This window comes from Abiotrophia sp. (genome assembly GCF_057275535.1).
In genome coordinates this window covers 53,626-76,123 of the sequence record NZ_DBHIRJ010000010.1, presented here as the reverse complement: position 1 = coordinate 76,123, position 22,498 = coordinate 53,626, and the positions used below count along the sequence as shown (strand labels likewise).

General features: G+C 51.1%; 5 protein-coding genes. All 5 read left to right on the top strand.

The window, feature by feature from the left end; genetic code table 11:
• Positions 1-111: 111 nt before the first annotated feature.
• The 5 genes from ACO53F_RS08385 (at position 112) to ACO53F_RS08365 (ending at position 22,384) form a co-directional block, all read left to right on the top strand.
• Positions 112-1,392 (top strand): metallophosphoesterase family protein, encoded by a 1,281-nt coding sequence (locus ACO53F_RS08385; RefSeq protein ID WP_485138068.1) that lies wholly within the window; start codon positions 112-114, stop codon positions 1,390-1,392.
• Positions 1,382-4,201, top strand: coding sequence for an ATP-binding protein (locus ACO53F_RS08380; RefSeq protein WP_485138067.1), 2,820 nt, complete (start codon positions 1,382-1,384; stop codon positions 4,199-4,201). Before ACO53F_RS08385 ends, ACO53F_RS08380 begins: the two co-directional genes overlap by 11 nt.
• Positions 4,198-5,142, top strand: a complete 945-nt coding sequence (locus tag ACO53F_RS08375; RefSeq protein ID WP_070755685.1) for a 3'-5' exoribonuclease YhaM family protein — start codon at positions 4,198-4,200, stop codon at positions 5,140-5,142. The genes ACO53F_RS08380 and ACO53F_RS08375 overlap by 4 nt, the downstream gene beginning before the upstream one ends.
• 15 nt (positions 5,143-5,157) lie before the next feature.
• Positions 5,158-5,814 carry an SRPBCC domain-containing protein gene (locus tag ACO53F_RS08370; RefSeq protein WP_485138066.1) on the top strand — a complete coding sequence of 219 codons (657 nt, stop codon included), beginning with the start codon at positions 5,158-5,160 and terminating at the stop codon, positions 5,812-5,814.
• Between the two features lie 409 nt (positions 5,815-6,223).
• Positions 6,224-22,384, top strand: a complete 16,161-nt coding sequence (locus ACO53F_RS08365) for a DUF1542 domain-containing protein (RefSeq protein ID WP_485138065.1) — start codon at positions 6,224-6,226, stop codon at positions 22,382-22,384.
• Positions 22,385-22,498 lie beyond the last annotated feature (114 nt).

Genomic DNA, 22,498 nt, shown 5'->3' with positions numbered 1-22,498 from the left:
CAGCCTCACCTGAGGGTGACGGCTCCCAGTTGTTTTTGTGTCAAGGGGTGGGACTGCCCCGCTTGACCCTGTGATGTTCAGTCCACCTATCCCTAAAGAAAGGAGAATTTGATGAAATTATTACATATTGCAGATTTACATCTCGATAGTCCCTTCACTGGGCTCACCAAGCAATTGCACTCATTACAAAAACACCTTATTCAATCTCCTTACCAGGCCTTCGAGCGTTGTGTCTCGATTGCCATTAACCAGGCGGTCGACCTCATGGTTATTGCCGGTGACATCTATGACACCGAGCAACAGACGGTGACGGCCCAACATTTCTTCCTTAAACAATTAGAACGGCTTCATATTGCTAAGATTCCTGTGGTCCTCTGCCATGGTAATCATGACTACCTACGCATGGAGTGTCAGTCGGTCCCATATCCCGATAATGTTCACCTCTTCAAAGACCAAGAAGTGACCGCTATCGATATCCCCCTTGCTGACGACCAGACCGTGCGCTGCTATGGCTTCTCCTATACCAAACGTTGGGTAGATGCCCGCATGATTGACAGCTATCCAGTTAACCCGCATGAGACCACCTACACCCTTGGGGTTTTGCACGGCCAAGAATCGGGCGACCACTATGCGCCCTTTGACCTGGAAAGCCTGCTGAGCAAAAACTACAACTACTGGGCGCTGGGCCATATTCATCAGGCTCAAGTCCTTAAGGAGCAACCCCTGATTCAGTATCCTGGGACCATCCAGGGTCGCCACCGCAAGGAATTGGGCGACAAGGGGGCCTTCATCGTGGAACTCAAGCCACAGACGCCGGCCAAGTCCCAGTTTATTTCCCTGGCACCCATTGTCTGGCAGGAAGCCCATCTGGAATGTCGCTCTAACTGGCATGAACTCGACCTAGTCCAAGCTCTGGAAGGCATCCAACGCAATTATCAAGCCGAGGCAGAAGCTTCTAACCAGTCCCAACTGGTGACCGTGGTCTTGGACCACTATGAGAAGTTGCCAGCTAACTTGGCCAGTCAGGTAGAATCGGGTGAGGTGCTGGCGGCCCTACAAGCGGATGTAGTCAACACGCCATTTGTGGCCCTGGTCAGCCTGCAAACAGTCAGCCAAGTAGCCATCGAGCCTTTCCAATACGATGCCAGCCTCAAGGACAGCTTTGACCAGGCTAGCCAGGCCTTGAAGACCGGTGACCTCTATGGTCGCGTCATGCAGCCTCTCTTCAGCAATGCCACCCTCAGAACCTGGTTGGGCGATCTGAGCCAAGACCAGGAGCTCAAGGACTCGGTCATTCACAATGGCCAACAGTTGGTGGTTCAAGCCGTGGGCTTTGACTCTGACGACGAGGACCTGACATCCGGAGAGGAGGGGACGGCTCATGAAGATTAAGACACTGGAGATTTATGGCTACGGCAAATGGGTCAACCAGAAATTCGAACTGGGCGACCAACTCCAACTCTTCTATGGTAAGAATGAAGCCGGTAAGTCCACCTTACAATCCTTTATCCGCAGCATGCTCTTTGGTTTCCCAAGCCGTCGGCGTCGGGTCAACCAGCAGAACCGTTATGAACCTAAGCAGCACGAGACCTATGGGGGTCGCATGCTCCTGACCGAGACCGACTTCGGTGATATTTGGGTGGAGCGGACCAGCAAGACCCTACGGGTGACGCGGACCGATGGGGAAGAGTTGCCAGCTAAGACCTTGGATGAGGTCTTGGGGGGCTTGGATGAGAAGCTCTTCGATAACTTCTATGCCTTTAGCCTGCAGAACCTGCAGGAGTTGGCTAATATCGGGGCCGACCAACTCAATGATTACTTCATGAGTATCGGGACCGTGGGGAGCGACCAATTCCTCAAGATTGCCAAGCAGTATCAGAAGGAGACCGATGACCTCTACCGGCCAAATGGTCAGAGCCGGCCTCTCAATGTGCTCCTAGCCGAGTATGAAGAACTGGCCCAACAAGTGGAAGTCCTGCATCTGCAGATGGGGGCCTATGATGAGCTGACCCGTCGCCGCCAGGAAGAGGAAGAAGCCATTGCCCGCCTCAACCAAGAAATCAAGGACCTGGAGAAAGAAATCCGGGCCCAAGACAAATTAGTGGGCCTCTATGACATCTACCTCAAGGACCGGGCTGCCAAGCGGGAGCTGGAGCAACTAGTCTTCACGCCCCTGTCTGAACAGACCGTGCGGGAGATTTCCGATGCCCTCAAGCTCAACCAGGCCAGCGAAATCCAAATCGTCCAATTGGAAGAACGGATTCGCAACCTCAAGGGTGAGCTAGGCAGCTTAACCAAGCTCAACTGGGCCCGTAACCACGCGGAAGACCGCCAAAAATGGCTAGTCGAGACCGCCAAGGCCAAGGAAACCCAGACCGTTATTGAACAGTTGACCGCCCGCATTCAAGAGCAGGGCGAGCTCATGACCCAGTTGGCCCACCAAGGCCAGTTCTTCCCTGAGAAGGTTGAACAAGGGCCTGCCTATGACGCCAAGCTGGAAGAGGGGCTAGCCCTTCAAGCGGACAAGCTAGACTTGCTCAAGCAGGAAGAAGCCCTTAAGGCCGAGCGCAAGGTTTACTTGGAACAACGCAAGGAACAACAAAACTATACGGCCATTGTGCGCCAACAAGTGGTTCACCTAGAACACCAGCGCATGAATGAAGAAGCTCAACTTATGCAGGCAACTAGCCTTAACCAGTATTTCCCTGGTATTCTGGCCTTTGCCGGCGGGCTCTTCCTGGCCTTCTATCAGAACATGACCCAGGGCGCCAACCTGCTCTTTTGGTTAGGGGTGCTAATCCTGGTGGTCGGGGTCCTCAGTATTGGTTATATCTTCCAATCCAACCGCCGCCGCTACCAGGCCTTCTATAATAGCCCAGTCCTCAACAAGATTCAGGACCTGCGCGAGAAGGAAATTCAATACCTGGAACAAAGCAAGGTCTTGGGTACCCAGATTAACCAACGTGAGGAAGCCATCGAAGCCATTGAAGCTGAGCTTAAGAACTTAGCCAGCAAGCAATCCCGCTGGTTGGCAGCCATGGGCTTCTACCCAACGGCAGACCCTGAGCTCATCCTCAAGGCTAACCCAGTTAAGCAATACTTCGCCGCTGAGAACCAGAAGAAAGATTTGGAAGCTCAGAAGGATAAGCTGACCCAACAATTAACCGAGTGGCGCAGCCTCTTGCAACCTCTCTTCGAACGTTTCCCATTGGTGGACGACACGGTGCGTCAGCAAATTCGCCATGTCGAAGACGTGGAAGTCAGCCTAGTGCGGACCATGGAGCGGGGCCAAGTCATTGATGACCGCTTAGATGAAGCGGCCCAACAAATGAAGGCCCAAGAAGATGCCATTGCCGAGCGTCAAGCCATGATTGGCCAAGTCTTCAAGGACACCCATGCCCAAGATGAACTGGACTTCTTCCAAAAGGTCGAAACCAACCAGTTAATCGAAGAATTGACCGCCAAACGGGCACTTTACGCTGAGCAAATGGAAGGCTATGAAGAAGCCCTGACCCAGGTGCAGAACAAGCAAAGCCTACTGGAGAACTTCCACCGTCTGGAACACCAGTTGGAGACCCTCAAGGAACGCCTAGTGCCACATCACCGCGAACGGGCAGACCTGGAAGTGGAAATCCACCATCTGGAACAAGACGGCACCTACCAAGAAAAAGTCCAAGCCTTGGCCAACAAGGAGACTCAAGTTCGGGATATGGTGGCCCTATGGGGTCGCAAGCGGATTGCCATGGAATTGATCTATGCCACCCTACGTCATGGGCTGGACAATCCGCTGCCTGAAATGAACCGCCTAGCTGATGAGCTCTTCGAGACCCTAAGCTACGGCCGTTACACCCAGATCAAGCTCCAAAAAGACGGCATCAAGGTGCGTCAGTTCTCTGACATCTACTTTGAACCGCATGAACTATCCCAAGGGACCCTGGAACAACTCTATGTGGCCCTGCGGATTGCCTTCATTGAGAATGTCCGGACTATGGTTAAGATGCCAATCCTGATTGACGATGCCTTCGTCAACTTCGACGAGTATCGCAAGGCCAGCATGTACCAAGTCCTAGGCCAAATTTCTGAACGCATCCAAGTCCTCTTCTTCACCTTTGACCAACAAGCCGTTCATTTCTTCGACGGGGCAAGGGCTGTGAACTTGGACGCCATTCAAGTGACTCAAGCAGAGGAGGAACCGGCATGACCCAATTATTAGACCTCAATCATGGCGAGAGCTTCGCGCTCTTCGTCCTCATTAAATCCGCCGACATCCGGGTAGCCCGCAACGGCAATCCCTTCATCGCCTTCCGCTTCCAGGATCGTTCTGGCAGCATGGACGGCATGTACTGGTCGGCCACCGAGGAAGAGATTGCCCGCTATCAAGCCGGCAAGGTGGTCTTCCTCAAGGGTGAGCGGGACACCTATAATGGGACCCCGCAGATTAAGATTCAGAGCCTGCGCCTAGCTGATGCAGGCGAGCCAGATGATCCCACCCTCTATGTGGAACATATCGGGATTAAGAAGGAAACCCTGGAGGAAGTCCTCAATGAGGCTTTGCTGGAGATTCACGAGTCCCATATTGCCCGCATCGTGCGTAAGATTCTTAACTATGCCAAGGAGGATTTCTTCTCCTATCCGGCAGCCAAGCGCAACCACCACGCCCTAGCGGGTGGCCTCAGCTACCACACCATTTCCATGTTGCAGGTAGGGCGGGCGCTGCTTAAGATTTACCCAGAGGTCAATGCCAGCCTGCTCTTAGGTGGCATTATCCTGCATGATATGGGTAAAACCATCGAGTTGTCCGGTGCCATTGCTACGGAGTACACTCTCAAGGGCAAGATGATGGGCCATATCGTCATTGTGGACGAGTTGATTGACCGGGCCTGTGCCGAACTGGGCTTTGACCCAGATTCTGAGCCAGTGCTCCTGCTCAAGCACGTAGTCCTAGCCCACCATGGCAAGTTAGAGTACGGTAGCCCGGTGGCGCCTCAGCTGCTTGAAGCCGAGCTCATCCATCATATTGACAATATGGATGCCACCTTCAATATGATTGCCACGGCCTTAGCCAAGGTCGAGCCCGGTAATTTCTCCGAGGCGATTTATCCGCTAGACCGACGTCAATTCTACAAACCTACGTTTAAATAAAGGAGCTTAAGGCCTATGAGTGAACACGAGCACTGTCAACATCATGACCACGACCATAGCTGTGGTTGCGGCCATGACCATCATCACCACCACGAGCATTCTTGTGGCTGTGGCCATGACCACCATCATGACCACGCTCACGCCCATGACCATGCAGGCTGCGGATGCGGCTGTGGCCACGACCATGGCCACGAGGAAAACCAAGGCGTTAGCGTCCAATTCAGCGGCGTCTTCAACCTGCCGAAGGAGCAAGTTTGGTCCCTCTTAACGGAAAATGACAAGCTGCAATCCTGGTATCCAGAGCTAGAATTCCAAGGCCTGGAGACAGGGGCTAGCCTCAAGTTCAACTATAAGACAGGCGGCCACGAAGACATGATGGTTCTGGATGTGGAGCCTAATGCTTACTTGTCCTTTACCTGGGACTTGAACATTATCACCTTCGAACTGCATGAGTTAGAGCCTGGCAAGACCACCCTGATCTTCACCGAGTGGCTAGCTGAGCTTAACGACCACAGTCCTAAGGACTTGACCAGCTGGATGATTGCCCTCCAGAATATGGCGGAAGTTGCCGAAGGCAAGCCCGTCAGCGACCGTGAGGCCCAATTCCACGAATACTATCCAAAAATTAAAGAGATGTTGACCCAACAGACCGACGTGGTCTTCGAGGACTAGTCAGCACCCCAGAGGATGGAAGCTTGCTTCCATCCTTTTTTTGTGTGGGTGGACAGGCGGATAGGAGGGCCTGGGAGCGTGGCATAAAATGTTGGCAATTTTTTGTTGGGCTCAGCAATAAAAATGGCGACAAGTTAGACAGTGCTTGTGAAGCTTCTGATGCCTATAATAATGGGGTTTTAAGGCCTTGGTTCGCAAAGGATGTCATTTTTGAGAAGACAAAAATCTGATAAGTAAAGGCAAGGATGATGAAATTTCATTTTGAATATGAAATTCTATCAAATTGGTGTAGGTTTTCTTATGAATTTGTGCTAATATATAGCTTGTATGATTCTGTCTCAAGGGCACCCCCCGTAAGTGCTTTTCCTTGATAGACAGCCATTATCACGAATGAAATAAGGAGATAGCTATGTTAGGAAAAAATAATTTTCATTTGCGCCGCTTGCGTGAAGGCGAAAAAGTCACGCACTATGCCATTAAGAAACTTAGCGTAGGGGTTGCTTCTGTAGCCGTAGGGTCCTTCATCCTCTTTGGTTCCAGCAATGCCCAAGCCGCTCAAGTTCTTGCTAGCCAAACTAGCACCTCAGCACCAGAAGCCAGCCAAGGCCCTGAGCAAGCTCAGGCTGCAGAAGTCCAGGCTTCCAGCTCAAGCCAGGAGTCTCTTGAATCCAGCTCTAGTGAGCAGGCTTCTTTGGCGACTTCTGAATCTCAAGCTTTAAGTAGCGAGACTAGCCAATCATCAGAGAGCTCCAGCTCTAGTGAAACTTCAAGCAGTCAGTCTAGCCAATCCCAGGAGACGCCTGCTAAGCCAGACGAAACGCGCCAGACCAACCTTAAGCCAAGCCGAGACAATGACACCCGTCAGACGCCGGGTTATGCGGTTAAGCCAGTTGAAAAACCAGCTACCGCTTCCATGCCACGGCCAAACAAGCAAGGACAGCCTATGCCGACTGGTAGCAGCCTGCGCGGAATCGGGACCGGTAAATTTACTGACCTAATTGAACCAAGTGGCGCCAATGCGATTCCTGTAGTGGACCCACAAAACCTATCCAATGATGAGAAACGCCGCCTTAAGGCAGCTTACATCCGACTTAATCCAGGTCGTGGCCTGACTGAAGGTAATATTGAAATCACTGATGATGGCAGAGTCCTTATCACTGGCAAGCGAAGTGGGGATACATACAAATCCTATTTGGATGACGTGACCACTAATTTAGCAAGACCAGCAGCTACTGCAGAGCCGACCGTAAATGGCACCTATGAAGACAAACTGTCATCTACTGATGCTACCATTACCGGTACCGGGATTCCAGGGGCGACCATCAAAGTCACCTTGCAAGACAATAGCGTACAAACAACCCGTGTTGATAGACAGGGGAATTGGACCATCAATCTGCTCAAGCCAATGCGCGATAGCCAGTATATTACTGGAAAGGGCAAAGCAATTGAAATTGTCCAAATTATGAACGGTCAAGAAAGTGCTGTGGTGCGCAAAACTGTGGACCTTGGGACCTTCTTAATTTTAGAAAACAATTTATCTAGCTCTGATCGTTCAGGTTATGGCAAGATGATTGCTGGTCAAAAATATATTGAACTTGCCGTCCCTCACGATGCCCTCTTCATGTCCTTAGAGACTAACTTAACTCAAGAGGGTAAATTTGGGAGTGACGATAACCGTTCGCAGTTGGCGATTACTCGTGATTCAATCACTTCTGCATGGAAAGTTCATGGCGGGGGGACTTTCTTAAGAAAAGACACCGCCAAGCCTGATTTGATTAAGAAAATTGAAGTGCTACCAGGTGCGCAATTTGGCTATCAACGAATTCGTATCACAACGTCTGATGAGTTCAAAATTAAGGAAACTGGCGATACAGTTCTTAAATATAAAGGAAAAGATCGCCCCTTGGGTCCTGAAACCGTGCCTGTAGTGGCAGGATTACGGATTGTCCCTCGATACAACTCAGGACAAGTCGTTCCTGAACATCGCATGACCTCAGGGAATGCGACCAACGCTGCTCCAACTATTGCTGTTACAACGCCTTCTACAACACTTAATGTTGACCAAGCTATAAGCGACGCGACCATCAAGTCTATGGTGCGTGTGAACGACCTTGAAGACGATGCACGTCAAACCAACGGGACGCCTGTCCAAGCCGACATTGTTTCCTACAGCAAGAACGGCCAGACGGTAGCAGCCATCGACCCAAGCGTTGAAGGGGAGTACACCGTGACCTTGCGGGCGCGCGACAGTCAGAACAAGCTGTCTAATAATACGGTTCAAGTCAAAGTTGTCTTCACTTTACCTCGTGAAGAGGCTAAGAATGCTGTTAATAATGCGGCCACGGCTAAGAACAACGCCATTGACAACAACAATAATTTGACCGCTGAAGAAAAAGCTGCCGAAAAAGCCAAGGTAGAAGCAGCTAAGAATAGAGCTTTAGCAGGTATTGACCAGGCTAAGACCACGGCTGCTCGTAATGCGGCTCAAAACAAGGGGACCTCGGACATTAATGCGGTCAACCCTGTGCCAGTTGCCAAACCAGCCGCTAACGATGCCCTGGAACAAGCAGCTGTTAACAAGATTAATGAAATCAGCCAACGACCAGATTTGACTCGTGAAGAGAAGCAAGCCTTCATGGATCAGGTACGGGCTGCACGTGATGCGGCTATGGCAAAAGTCAACAATGCGGCCAACAACCAAGCCGTTACAACGGCGCGCGACCAAGGTTTGAATGCGGTCAATAATTTACCAACGCCAGCGGCTAAGTACCCAGAGGCTCTTGGCCATGTGCGTCAAGCGGCCGACGCTAAGCGTCAGGCTATTCGCGACAATGCCAACCTAACAGCCGAAGAACAAGCCGATGCCCTGCGTCAGGTTGATGCTGCCCAAACAGCGGCTGAAAGAGCTATTAACCAGAACCATACCAACGCGACCTTGGCTAAGGCCGACAGTGATGGGGTTAAGTCTATTAATGACATTAATCCACAACCAAGAAGCAAACCAGCTGCCAACCAAGCTTTAGAACAAGTAGCAGCAGCCAAGCGCCAAGCCATCAACAACAATAATCAGTTAACAGATGAAGAGAAGGCACAAGCCATCCAGCAGGTGGACCAAGCTTTGGCTAATGCCAAGACTCAAGTCCAAGCTGCTAACGACAATAACGGGGTCAACCAGGCTAAGACAGCCGGGACGACTGCTATTAACAACATTAATCCTCAAGCGACCCAGAAGTCACAAGCCATTGCGGCCATTGAAGCGGCTGAACAAGCCAAACGTCAAGAATTGCAGGGTCGGAATGATTTGACTACCGAAGAGCGCAATAATGCCCTGGCAGACCTAACGGCTAAGGCACAAGCGGCCAAAGATGCGGTCAACCAAGCGCGCAACAATACGGGAGTTGCGGGTGCCAAAGATAATGGTGTGGCTCAAATTCAAGGGATTAATCCTCCTGCCGTGGTAAAACCAGACGCTCGGAATGCTATCGACCAAGCGGCTCGTGATAGAGAGGCAGAATTCCAGGCTAATACGAAGTTGACAGATGAAGAAAAAGCGGCGGCCATCAAGAAGGTGCAAGATGCCGCGCGTGATGCCAAGGCAGCCATTGATGCAGCTGGCTCTAATGGCGATGTCAACAATGCCGTCAACCAAGGTAAGGCAGCTATCCAAGCCATCAAAGCCCTAGATGACAGCCAGCCAAGTGCTAAAGATACGGCCAAGGCAGCCATTCAAAATGCGGCAGATGCTAAGAAAGCAGCCATTACGGCCAACAATGCTTTGACTCAAGAAGAGAAAGCAGCGGCCATTAAGCAAGTGGAAGATGAAGCAGCCAAGGCTCAAGCAGCAGTGGACGCTTCAAGATCTAAGGCCGACGTAGACCGGGCCAAGGACCAAGGGCTTCAAAAGATTAGCGATGTGCCAGCCGTCCCAACCACCAAGCTCAATGCCATTGCAGCAGTGGATCAAGCGGCGACTGACAAGAAGGCCGTAATCAACAATGATACGACTTTGACCCAGGAAGAGAAGGAAGCTGCTATCCGCAAGGTTGATGAAGAGGCAGCCAAGGCTCGTCAGGCCATCAATGATGCGACCAGCAATGCGGACGTAGCCGCTAAGCAAGCCCAAGGCACCCAAGCCATTAACAATGTGCCACAAACACCAGCGGCTAAGAATGCTGCCAAAGCAGCGGTAGAACAAGCCGCAGACGCTAAGAAGCAAGCTATCGAGAACGATCCAAACTTAACCCGTGAGGAAAAAGACGCAGCCATCGCCAAGGTGGATCAAGAAACCAACAAGGCCCGCCAAGCCATTGATGCAGCAACAACTAACGCGGATGTGACGGCTAAGCAAAATGAAGGCACGCAGGCAATCAATGCGGTGCCACAAACGCCAACAGCTAAGACAGACGCCAAGAACGCAGTCACTCAAGCAGCGGACGCGAAGAAGGACGCCATCGAGAACGATCCAAACTTAACTCGCGAAGAGAAGGATGCGGCTAAGGCGAAAGTAGACGCCGAAGCTACTAAGGCCAAGAATGCCATCGATGCTGCAACAAGTAACGATGACGTGACGGCTAAGCAAAATGAAGGTACGCAAGCAATCAACGCGGTGCCACAAACACCTAAGGCTAAGACTGATGCCAAGAACGCAGTCACTCAAGCCGCCGATGCTAAGAAAGATGCCATTGAGAATGATGCGAACTTAACTCGTGAAGAGAAAGACGCAGCTAAGGCGAAAGTAGACGCCGAAGCGACTAAGGCTAAGAATGCCATCGATGCAGCGACCAGCAACGCGGATGTAACAGCTCAGAAAGATGCTGGTAAGAACGCGATTAATGCAGTGCCACAAACCCCAACAGCGAAAACTGATGCGAAGAACGCGGTGACTCAAGCAGCGGATGCTAAGAAGGACGCGATTGAAAACGATGCGAACTTGACTCGCGAAGAGAAGGATGCAGCTAAAGCTAAGGTAGACGCCGAAGCTACAAAGGCTAAGAATGCCATTGATGCCGCGACTTCTAACGCGGATGTGACGGCTAAGCAAAACGAGGGTACGCAAGCAATCAATGCCGTTCCGCAAACGCCTAAGGCCAAAACTGACGCCAAGAACGCGGTGACTCAAGCAGCCGACGCTAAGAAGGACGCGATTGAGAACGATGCGAACTTGACACGCGAAGAGAAGGATGCTGCTAAGGCAAAAGTAGACGCCGAAGCTACAAAGGCTAAGAATGCCATTGATGCCGCGACTTCTAATGCGGATGTGACAGCTAAGCAGAATGAAGGCACCAAAGCCATCAATGACGTGCCACAAACGCCAACCGCTAAGACCGACGCCAAGAACGCAGTGGATCAAGCAGCTACTGACAAGAAGTCAGCCATCGAAAACGATCCAGCTTTAACTCGTGAAGAGAAGGACGCTGCTAAAGTCAAGGTAGACGCTGAAGCTACTAAGGCAAAAAATGCCATTGATGCAGCGACTTCTAATGCAGATGTGACGGCTCAGAAAGATGCCGGCAAGGACGCGATTAACGCGGTACCACAAACGCCAACAGCTAAGACCAACGCGAAGAATGCAGTGGATCAGGCAGCAACTGACAAGAAGTCAGCCATCGAAAACGATCCAGCTTTAACTCGTGAAGAGAAAGACGCGGCTAAGGCGAAAGTGGACGCGGAAGCGAAGAAGGCTAAGGACGCTATCGATGCAGCGACATCTAACGCGGATGTTACGGCTAAGCAAAATGAAGGTGCCAAAGCCATCAATGACGTACCACAAACGCCAACAGCTAAGACAGACGCTAAAAATGCAGTGGACCAGGCAGCAACTGACAAGAAGACTGCCATTGAAAATGATCCAGCTTTAACTCGCGAAGAGAAGGATGCAGCCAAGGCGAAAGTTGATGCCGAAGCTAAGAAGGCCAAAGATGCTATCGACGCAGCGACATCTAACGCGGATGTTACGGCTAAGCAAAATGAAGGTGCCAAAGCCATCAATGACGTACCACAAACGCCAACAGCTAAGACAGACGCTAAAAATGCAGTGGACCAGGCAGCAACTGACAAGAAGTCAGCCATCGAAAACGATCCAGCTTTAACTCGCGAAGAGAAGGATGCGGCAAAAGCCAAGGTAGACGCGGAAGCTAAAAAAGCCAAGGACGCTATCGATGCGGCGACATCTAACGCAGATGTAACAGCTAAGCAAACCGAAGGTCAACAAGCCATCAATGCAGTGCCACAAACACCAACAGCTAAGACTGATGCTAAGAATGCGGTGGATCAAGCGGCTACTGACAAGAAGACTGCCATCGAAAACGATCCAGCTTTAACTCGTGAAGAGAAAGACGCGGCTAAGGCGAAAGTGGACGCGGAAGCGAAGAAGGCTAAGGACGCTATCGATGCAGCGACATCTAACGCGGATGTTACGGCTAAGCAAAATGAAGGTGCCAAAGCCATCAATGACGTACCACAAACGCCAACAGCTAAGACAGACGCTAAAAATGCAGTGGACCAGGCAGCAACTGACAAGAAGTCAGCCATCGAAAACGATCCAGCTTTAACTCGCGAAGAGAAAGACGCAGCCAAAGCCAAAGTTGATGCCGAAGCGAAGAAAGCTAAGGATGCCATCGATGCAGCGACAACCAACGATGCCGTAACGGCTCAGAAAGACGCTGGTAAGGACGCCATCAACGCAGTTCCGCAAACGCCAACAGCTAAGACTGACGCCAAGAACGCAGTGGATCAAGCAGCAACTGACAAGAAGTCAGCCATCGAAAATGATCCTACTTTAACTCGCGAAGAGAAGGACGCGGCTAAGGCGAAAGTTGATGCTGAAGCGAAGAAGGCCAAAGACGCTATCGATGCAGCGACAACTAATGCGGATGTGACAGCTAAGCAAAACGAAGGTACACAAGCTATCAATGCAGTTCCACAAACGCCAACCGCTAAGACCGACGCCAAGAACGCAGTGGATCAAGCAGCAACTGACAAGAAGACTGCCATCGAAAATGATCCAGCTTTAACTCGTGAAGAGAAGGACGCGGCTAAAGCAAAAGTGGACGCTGAAGCTAAGAAAGCTAAGGATGCCATTGACGCCGCGACAACTAACGGTGCCGTAACAGCGCAGAAAGATGCTGGTAAGGACGCGATTAACGCGGTGCCACAAACGCCAACAGCGAAGACTGATGCCAAGAATGCGGTGGATCAAGCGGCTACTGACAAGAAGACTGCCATTGAAAATGATCCAACTTTAACTCGTGAAGAGAAAGATGCTGCCAAAGCGAAAGTTGATGCCGAAGCTAAGAAAGCCAAGGATGCCATCGATGCAGCGACAACCAACGATGCCGTAACAGCGCAGAAAGATGCTGGTAAGGACGCGATTAACGCGGTGCCACAAACGCCAACAGCGAAGACTGATGCCAAGAATGCGGTGGATCAAGCGGCTACTGACAAGAAGACTGCCATTGAAAATGATCCAACTTTAACTCGTGAAGAGAAAGATGCTGCCAAAGCGAAAGTTGATGCCGAAGCTAAGAAAGCCAAGGATGCCATCGATGCAGCGACAACCAACGATGCCGTAACAGCTCAGAAAGATGCTGGTAAGGACGCGATTAACGCGGTACCACAAACGCCAACAGCTAAGACGGACGCTAAGAACGCAGTGGATCAAGCAGCAACTGATAAGAAGTCAGCCATCGAAAATGATCCTACTTTAACTCGCGAAGAGAAGGATGCGGCTAAGGCGAAAGTTGATGCCGAAGCTAAGAAGGCTAAGGATGCCATTGACGCAGCGACAAGTAATGCAGATGTGACTGCTAAGCAAAATGAAGGCACCCAAGCCATCAATGACGTTCCACAAACGCCAACCGCGAAGACCGACGCCAAGAACGCAGTGGATCAAGCGGCAACTGACAAGAAGACTGCCATCGAAAATGATCCAGCTTTAACTCGTGAAGAGAAGGATGCAGCTAAAGCTAAGGTAGACGCCGAAGCGAAGAAAGCAAAAGACGCCATCGATGCAGCAACCAGCAATGCGGATGTAACGGCTAAGCAAAACGAAGGCACCCAAGCTATCAACGCGGTACCACAAACGCCAACAGCTAAGACTGACGCGAAGAACGCAGTGGATCAGGCAGCAACTGACAAGAAGTCAGCCATCGAAAACGATCCAGCTTTAACTCGTGAAGAGAAGGACGCGGCCAAAGCGAAAGTTGATGCCGAAGCTAAGAAGGCCAAGGATGCCATCGATGCCGCAACATCTAACGGGGACGTAACAGCTAAGCAAAACGAAGGTACACAAGCTATCAATGCAGTGCCACAAACACCGACAGCTAAGACCGACGCGAAGAACGCAGTGGATCAAGCGGCAACTGACAAGAAGACTGCCATCGAAAATGATCCAGCTTTAACTCGCGAAGAGAAAGACGCAGCCAAAGCAAAAGTGGACGAAGAAGCGAAGAAGGCAAAAGATGCTATCGATGCGGCGACATCTAATGCAGAAGTGACAGCTAAGCAAAACGAAGGCACCCAAGCTATCAACGCGGTACCACAAACGCCGACAGCTAAGACAGACGCGAAGAACGCAGTGGATCAAGCAGCAACTGACAAGAAGTCAGCCATCGAAAATGATCCAGCTTTAACGCGTGAAGAGAAGGATGCCGCTAAGGCGAAAGTGGATGCTGAAGCTAAGAAAGCAAAAGACGCTATCGATGCCGCGACAACTAACGATGCAGTAACAGCGCAGAAAGACGCTGGTAAGAACGCGATCAACGCGGTGCCACAAACACCGGCAGCTAAGACGGACGCTAAGAATGCAATCACTCAAGCGGCAGACGCTAAGAAGGATGCGATCGAGAAAGATCCTAACTTGACCCGTCAAGAAAAAGAAGCCGCTAAAGCCAAAGTTGACGAAGAAGCGAAGAAGGCAAAAGACGCCATTGACGCAGCAACAACTAATAATGATGTGACAGCTAAGCAGAATGAGGGCACTCAGGCAATCAATGATGTCCAACAAACTCCAACTGCTAAGACTGATGCCAAGAATGCCATCGATCAGGCTGCTGATGCTAAGAAAGCGGCAATCGAAGCAGACAACACCCTAACTCGCCAAGAGAAGGACGCAGCCAAGTCTAAAGTTGACCAAGAAGTAACCAAGGCTAAAAACGCTATTGACGCCGCGACAAGCGATGAGGATGTAACAGCGCAGAAAGACGCTGGTAAGGACGCGATTAACGCAGTGCCACAAACACCGACAGCCAAAACTGATGCCAAGAATGCGGTTGATCAAGTAGCAACTGATAAGAAGAATGCGATCGAAAACGATCCAGCTCTAACTCGTCAGGAAAAAGACGTGGCTAAGGCTAAGGTGGACGAAGAAGCCAAGAAAGCTAAGGATGCCATTGACGCAGCGACAACAAATGAAGATGTAACTGCTAAGCAAACCGAAGGCACCCAAGCTATCAACGCCGTGCCACAAACGCCGACGGCTAAGACTGACGCTAAGAACGCAGTCGACCAAGCCGCCGACACTAAGAAGGCAGCCATTGAGGCAGACAACACCTTGACTCGTCAAGAGAAAGATGCAGCTAAAGCTAAGGTGGATGAAGAGGTTAAGAAGGCGAAAGATGCCATCGACGCAGCGACAACAAATGAAGATGTCACTGCTAAGCAAACCGAAGGCACCCAAGCTATCAACGCCGTGCCACAAACGCCGACGGCTAAGACTGACGCTAAGAACGCAGTCGACCAAGCCGCCGACACTAAGAAGGCAGCCATTGAGGCAGACAACACCTTGACTCGTCAAGAGAAAGATGCAGCTAAAGCTAAGGTGGATGAAGAAGCTAAGAAAGCTAAGGATGCCATCGACGCAGCGACAACCAATGAAGAAGTCACTGCTAAGCAAACTGAAGGTCAACAAGCTATCAATGCGGTGCCACAAACACCGACAGCTAAGACCGACGCTAAGAATGCCATCGATCAAGCAGCTAACGACAAGAAAACTGCCATAGAAAACGACCCAGCTTTAACTCGTCAGGAAAAAGACGCAGCCAAGGCTAAGGTGGATGAAGAAGCTAAGAAAGCAAAAGATGCCATCGATGCTGCAACAACCAACGAGGATGTAACATCGCAGAAAGATGCCGGCAAGGACGCGATTAACGCGGTGCCACAAACACCGACAGCCAAAACTGATGCTAAGAACGCGATCGATCAAGCAGCTAACGACAAGAAGACAGCCATTGAAAACGACCCAGCTCTAACTCGTCAGGAAAAAGATGCGGCTAAGGCTAAGGTTGATGAAGAAGCGACCAAGGCTAAGAATGCTATCGATGCTGCAACAACCAACGAGGATGTAACAGCGCAGAAAGACGCTGGTAAGGACGCTATCAACGCAGTTCCGCAAACGCCAACAGCTAAGACTGACGCGAAAAACGCGATTGATCAAGCAGCAACTGATAAGAAGGCAGCGATCGAGTCAGACAACACTTTAACACGTCAGGAAAAAGACGCAGCCAAAGCTAAGGTGGATGACGAAGCCAAGAAGGCCAAAGACGCCATCGACGCAGCAACCACTAACGAGGACGTAACGGCTCAGAAAGATGCAGGCAAGGACGCGATTAACGCCGTCCCACAAACACCGACCGCTAAGACGGACGCTAAGAATGCAATCGATCAAGCAGCTAACGACAAGAAGTCAGCCATTGAAAACGACCCAGCTCTAACTCGTCAGGAAAAAGACGCAGCCAAGGCTAAGGTGGAAGAGGAAGCTAAGAAGGCCAAAGATGCTATCGACGCAGCAACTACCAATGAGGACGTAACAGCGCAGAAAGACGCCGGCAAGGACGCAATTAACGCCGTTCCGCAAACGCCAACAGCGAAGATTGATGCTAAGAACGCGATCGATCAAGCAGCCGACACTAAGAAAGCAGCGATTGAGGCGGACAACACCCTAACTCGTCAAGAGAAGGATGCAGCTAAGGCTAAGGTGGACGAAGAAGCCAAGAAAGCTAAAGATGCCATCGACGCAGCGACAACAAATGAAGATGTCACTGCTAAGCAAAATGAAGGTACGCAAGCTATCAACGCAGTTCCACAAACGCCAACAGCGAAAACTGATGCTAAGAATGCGATTGATCAAGCAGCTAACGACAAGAAGGCAGCAATCGAGGCGGACAACACCCTAACTCGCCAAGAGAAGGATGCAGCCAAAGCTAAGGTAGATGAGGAAGCTAAGAAGGCCAAAGACGCCATCGATGCAGCGACAACCAACGAGGATGTAACTGCTAAGCAAAACGAGGGGACCCAAGCTATCAACGCCGTTCCACAAACACCAACAGCGAAGACTGACGCCAAGAACGCAATCGATCAGGCAGCTAACGACAAGAAAGCAGCCATCGAAGCGGACAACACCCTAACTCGTCAAGAGAAGGATGCAGCTAAAGCTAAGGTGGATGAAGAAGCTAAGAAAGCTAAGGATGCCATCGACGCAGCGACAACCAATGAAGAAGTCACTGCTAAGCAAACTGAAGGTCAACAAGCTATCAATGCGGTGCCACAAACACCGACAGCTAAGACCGACGCTAAGAATGCAATCGATCAAGCCGCTACTGACAAGAAGAATGCGATCGAGAACGATGCAGCTCTAACTCGTCAAGAGAAGGACGCAGCTAAGGCGAAAGTGGACGAAGAAGCGAAGAAGGCCAAAGACGCTATCGATGCAGCGACGACCAACGAGGACGTAACGGCTCAGAAAGATGCTGGTAAGGACGCAATTAACGCAGTTCCACAAACACCAACAGCGAAAACTGATGCTAAGAACGCGATCGATCAAGCCGCTACTGACAAGAAGAATGCGATCGAGAACGACCCAGCTCTAACTCGTCAGGAAAAAGACGCAGCCAAAGCTAAGGTGGATGACGAAGCGAAGAAGGCCAAAGACGCCATCGACGCCGCAACCACTAACGAGGACGTAACGGCTCAGAAAGAGGCTGGCAAGGACGCGATTAACGCCGTACCTCAAACGCCAACAGCGAAAACTGATGCTAAGAACGCGATCGACCAAGCAGCTAACGACAAGAAAGCAGCAATCGAGGCCGACAACACTTTAACTCGTCAAGAAAAAGACGCAGCCAAGGCTAAAGTGGACGAAGAAGCCAAGAAGGCGAAAGATGCCATCGATGCGGCGACAACCAACGAGGATGTAACTGCTAAGCAAAACGAGGGGACCCAAGCTATCAACGCCGTTCCACAAACGCCAACAGCGAAGACTGACGCGAAAAACGCGATTGATCAAGCAGCTAACGACAAGAAAGCAGCGATTGAGGCGGACAACACCTTAACTCGTGAAGAGAAGGATGCAGCTAAAGCTAAGGTGGATGAGGAAGCTAAGAAGGCCAAAGATGCCATCGATGCTGCAACCACCAACGAGGACGTAACGGCTCAGAAAGATGCAGGCAAGGACGCGATTAACGCGGTTCCACAAACACCGACAGCGAAAACTGATGCTAAGAATGCCATCGACCAAGCAGCCGACGCTAAGAAGGCAGCCATCGAGGCTGATAATACTTTGACCCGTGAGGAGAAGGATGCAGCCAAGGCCAAGGTAGACACTGAAGCAACCAAGGCTAAGAATGCCATCGACGCAGCGACAACCAACGAAGATGTCACCGCTAAGCAAACCGAAGGCACGCAAGCCATCAAGGATGTGCCACAAACGCCAACGGCTAAGCCAGCAGCTAAACAAGCCATCGAAGATGCAGCGACTGCTAAGAAAAATGCCATCCAGTCCAATGACGCTTTGACCGACGAAGAGAAGGCGAATGCCATCGCTCAAGTGGACGCAGCTGCGCAAGCAGCCAAAGACGCCGTCGACCAAGCAGCTGATAATGATGCAGTTAAAGCTCAAAAGGACAGCGGCGTGGACGCCATCAATGCGGTCAATCCAACAGCTGTGGCTAAGCCAGCAGCTAAGCAAGCCATTCAAGATGCTGCCGACGCTAAGAAGGCAGCCATCCAGGCTGATGATCGTTTGACTCAAGAAGAGAAGGATGCAGCCAAGGCGCAAGTTCAAGCAGCAGCAGATACCGCTAAGAATGCCGTTGATGCCGCAAGCAATAACACTGATGTGACGGCCGAGCAAGGTAAGGGCGTGGACGCAATCAATTCCGTCAACCCAAGTCCAATGGCTAAGCCAACAGCCAAAGATGAAATTCAAGCAGCCGCTGACGCTAAGAAACAAGCCATTGAAGATCGTCCTGATTTGACTCGTGAAGAGAAGGACGCAGCTATCAAGCAAGTGGATGACGCAGCCCAAGCCGCTAAGGATGCCATTGATGCTGCAAGCAGTAACGGCGACGTGACCAACGCCAAAGGTAACGGCCTCGCAGCCATTGCCGCAGTGACCCCTGCTTCAGTCACTAAGACAGATGCTAAGGCCGCTGTCGATGCAGCCGCTGCGCTTAAGAAGGATGCTATCCAAAATCGTCCTGATTTAACCCAGGAAGAAAAAGATGCAGCCATTAAGCAAGTGGATGATGCCGCTAAGGCGGCCAAGGACGCCATTGATGCCGCGACGACTTCTGCCCAAGTTGGCACTGAGAAAGACGCTGGCGTCAAGGCTATCACAGACGTCAACCCTACCCCAACTGCTAAGCCAGCAGCTAAGCAAGCAGTGCAAGATGCAGCCGACGCTAAGAAAGCAGCAATCGAAGCAGACAACACCCTCACTCGTGAAGAGAAGGATGCAGCCATCAAGCAAGTGGATGATGCCGCGCAAGCAGCTAAAAATGCCATTGACGCCGCAACCACTAACGCGGATGTAGCAACCGAGCAAGGCAAGGGTGAAACAGCAATCAATGCCGTCAACCCAGTAGCGGACGCCAAGCCAAAGGCAAAAGCAGAAGTTGACAAAGCAGCTGACGTTAAGAAAGCTGCAATCGAAGCTGACAACACCCTCACTCGCGAAGAGAAGGATGCAGCGATTAAAGAAGTTAACGATGCAGCCCAAGCAGCCAAAGATGCGATTGACGCCGCAACTAACAATGCGGATGTGTCAACTGAACAAGGCAAGGGCGTGACAGCTATTAACGCAATCAACCCAGTAGCGGACGCTAAGCCAAAGGCCAAAGCTGAAGTTGACAAAGCCGCCGACGCTAAGAAGGCAGCCATCGAAGCAGACAACACCTTGACTCGCGAAGAGAAGGATGCAGCCATCAAGCAGGTAGATGATGCAGCCCAAGCCGCTAAGGATGCCATCGACGCCGCAACGACTAACGCGGATGTAGCGACCGAACAAGGCAAGGGCGAAACAGCAATCAATGCCGTCAACCCAGTAGCGGATGCGAAACCTAAGGCCAAAGCTGAAGTTGACAAGGCCGCTGACGCTAAGAAAGCAGCAATCGAATCTGATAACACTCTAACTCGTGAAGAGAAGGATGCAGCCATTAAGCAAGTGGATGACGCCGCGCAAGCAGCTAAAGACGCCATCGATGCTGCAACCAACAATACCGATGTGTCAACTGAACAAGGTAAGGGCGAGACAGCTATCAACGCCGTCAACCCAGTAGCGGACGCGAAACCTAAGGCTAAGGCCGAAGTAGACAAGGCCGCTGACGCTAAGAAGGCCGCAATCGAAGCTGATAACACCTTAACTCGTGAAGAGAAGAATGCAGCTATTAAGGAAGTTAACGATGCTGCACAAGCAGCTAAAGACGCAATTGATGCTGCAACGACTAACGCTGATGTGTCAACTGAACAAGGCAAGGGAGAAACAGCAATTGCAGCTATCAACCCAGTAGCGGACGCTAAGCCAAAAGCTAAGGCCGAAGTAGACAAGGCCGCTGACGCCAAGAAAGCAGCAATTGAAGCTGATAACACCTTAACTCGTGAAGAGAAGAATGCAGCTATTAAGGAAGTTAACGATGCTGCACAAGCAGCTAAAGACGCAATTGATGCTGCAACGACTAACGCTGATGTGTCAACTGAACAAGGCAAGGGCGAAACAGCAATTGCAGCTATCAACCCAGTAGCGGACGCTAAGCCAAAAGCCAAGGCCGAAGTCGACAAAGCCGCCGACGCCAAGAAAGCAGCGATCGAAGCTGACAATACTCTCACACGTGAAGAGAAGGATGCAGCCATCAAGCAAGTGGATGATGCCGCTCAAGCAGCCAAAGACGCCATCGACGCCGCAACGACTAACGCAGATGTAGCTACAGAGCAAGGCAAGGGCGAAACAGCTATTAACGCAGTCACTCCAGTAGCGGATGCGAAACCTAAAGCTAAGGCCGAAGTTGATAAGGCGGCAGACGCTAAGAAGGTAGCCATCGAAGCTGACAACACCTTAACTCGCGAAGAGAAGGATGCAGCTATTAAGGAAGTTAACGATGCTGCACAAGCAGCTAAGGACGCAATTGATGCCGCAATGACTAACGCAGATGTAGCAACCGAGCAAGGCAAGGGCGAAACTGCCATCAACGCCGTCAACCCAGTAGCCGACGCTAAACCAAAAGCTAAGGCCGAAGTTGATAAAGCCGCAGATGCTAAGAAAGCGGCAATCGAGGCAGACAACACCCTCACTCGCGAAGAGAAGGATGCAGCCATCAAGCAAGTGGACGATGCTGCCCAAGCCGCCAAAGATGCCATTGACGCCGCAACAACTAACGCAGATGTAGCGACCGAGCAAGGCAAGGGCGAAACAGCCATCGCAGCGATCAACCCAAGTGCCGACAAGAAGACGACAGCCAAGGCAACCATTGACGCAGCCCTTAAGGCTAAGTCTGATGCCATTGATGCCCGCACCGACTTGACGCAAGAAGAGAAGGATGCGGCCAAGGCTAAGTTAGCGGAAGACGCAAGCAAGGCTAAGGACGCCGTCGATGCCGCGACCACCAACGCGGAAGTCGATGCCGCAAGCAAGCTTGGCATTGACACCATTGATGGCTTCAACCCAAGAGCCGACAAGAAGACAAGCGCCAAGGCAACCATTGACGCAGCTCTCAAGGCTAAGTCTGATGCCATTGATGCTCGCACTGACTTGACGCAAGAAGAGAAGGATGCGGCTAAGGCTAAGTTGGCAGAAGCTGCAAGCAAGGCCAAGGATGCCATCGATGCTGCAACCACCAATCCAGAAGTCGATGCCGCAACCAAACTTGGTTTAGACGGGATGAATGACTTTAACCCAAGTTCTGACACCAAGTCCGATGCCAAGGCAGCAATCGATGCAGCCGCTAAGGCTAAGATTGACGCCCTCAAGGCTCGCACCGATTTGAATGACGCTGACAAGGCCAAGGCTATCGCAGAGGTCGAGGAACTGGCTCAGAAAGCCAAGGATGCCATCGACCAACCCACTAGCCAGGCTCAAGTTCAGGCTCTGCTGGACCAAGCCCTAGCTGATATCGCAGCAGTTAACCCTGCGCCAAGCTATGTGCCATGCCCAGATTGTGATGCTATGAAACAAGGCCTCTTGCCAGCAACCGGGGAGACTAGCAACCAATCCCTCTTCTCTGCAGCAGCACTTGCTGTATTGGCAGGTCTAGGTCTAGTCGCAAGCGGCAAACGCAAGGATGAAGAAGAGCCTTTGAGCTAATCTCATCAAGGCTAAGAAACCTAAAAACTGTCCTGGTGACAGCCTAACAAGAGCTTGGGATTTAATCCCAAGCTCTTGTTTTTGTCATTCATTAAAAATTCATAGTTTATTCTT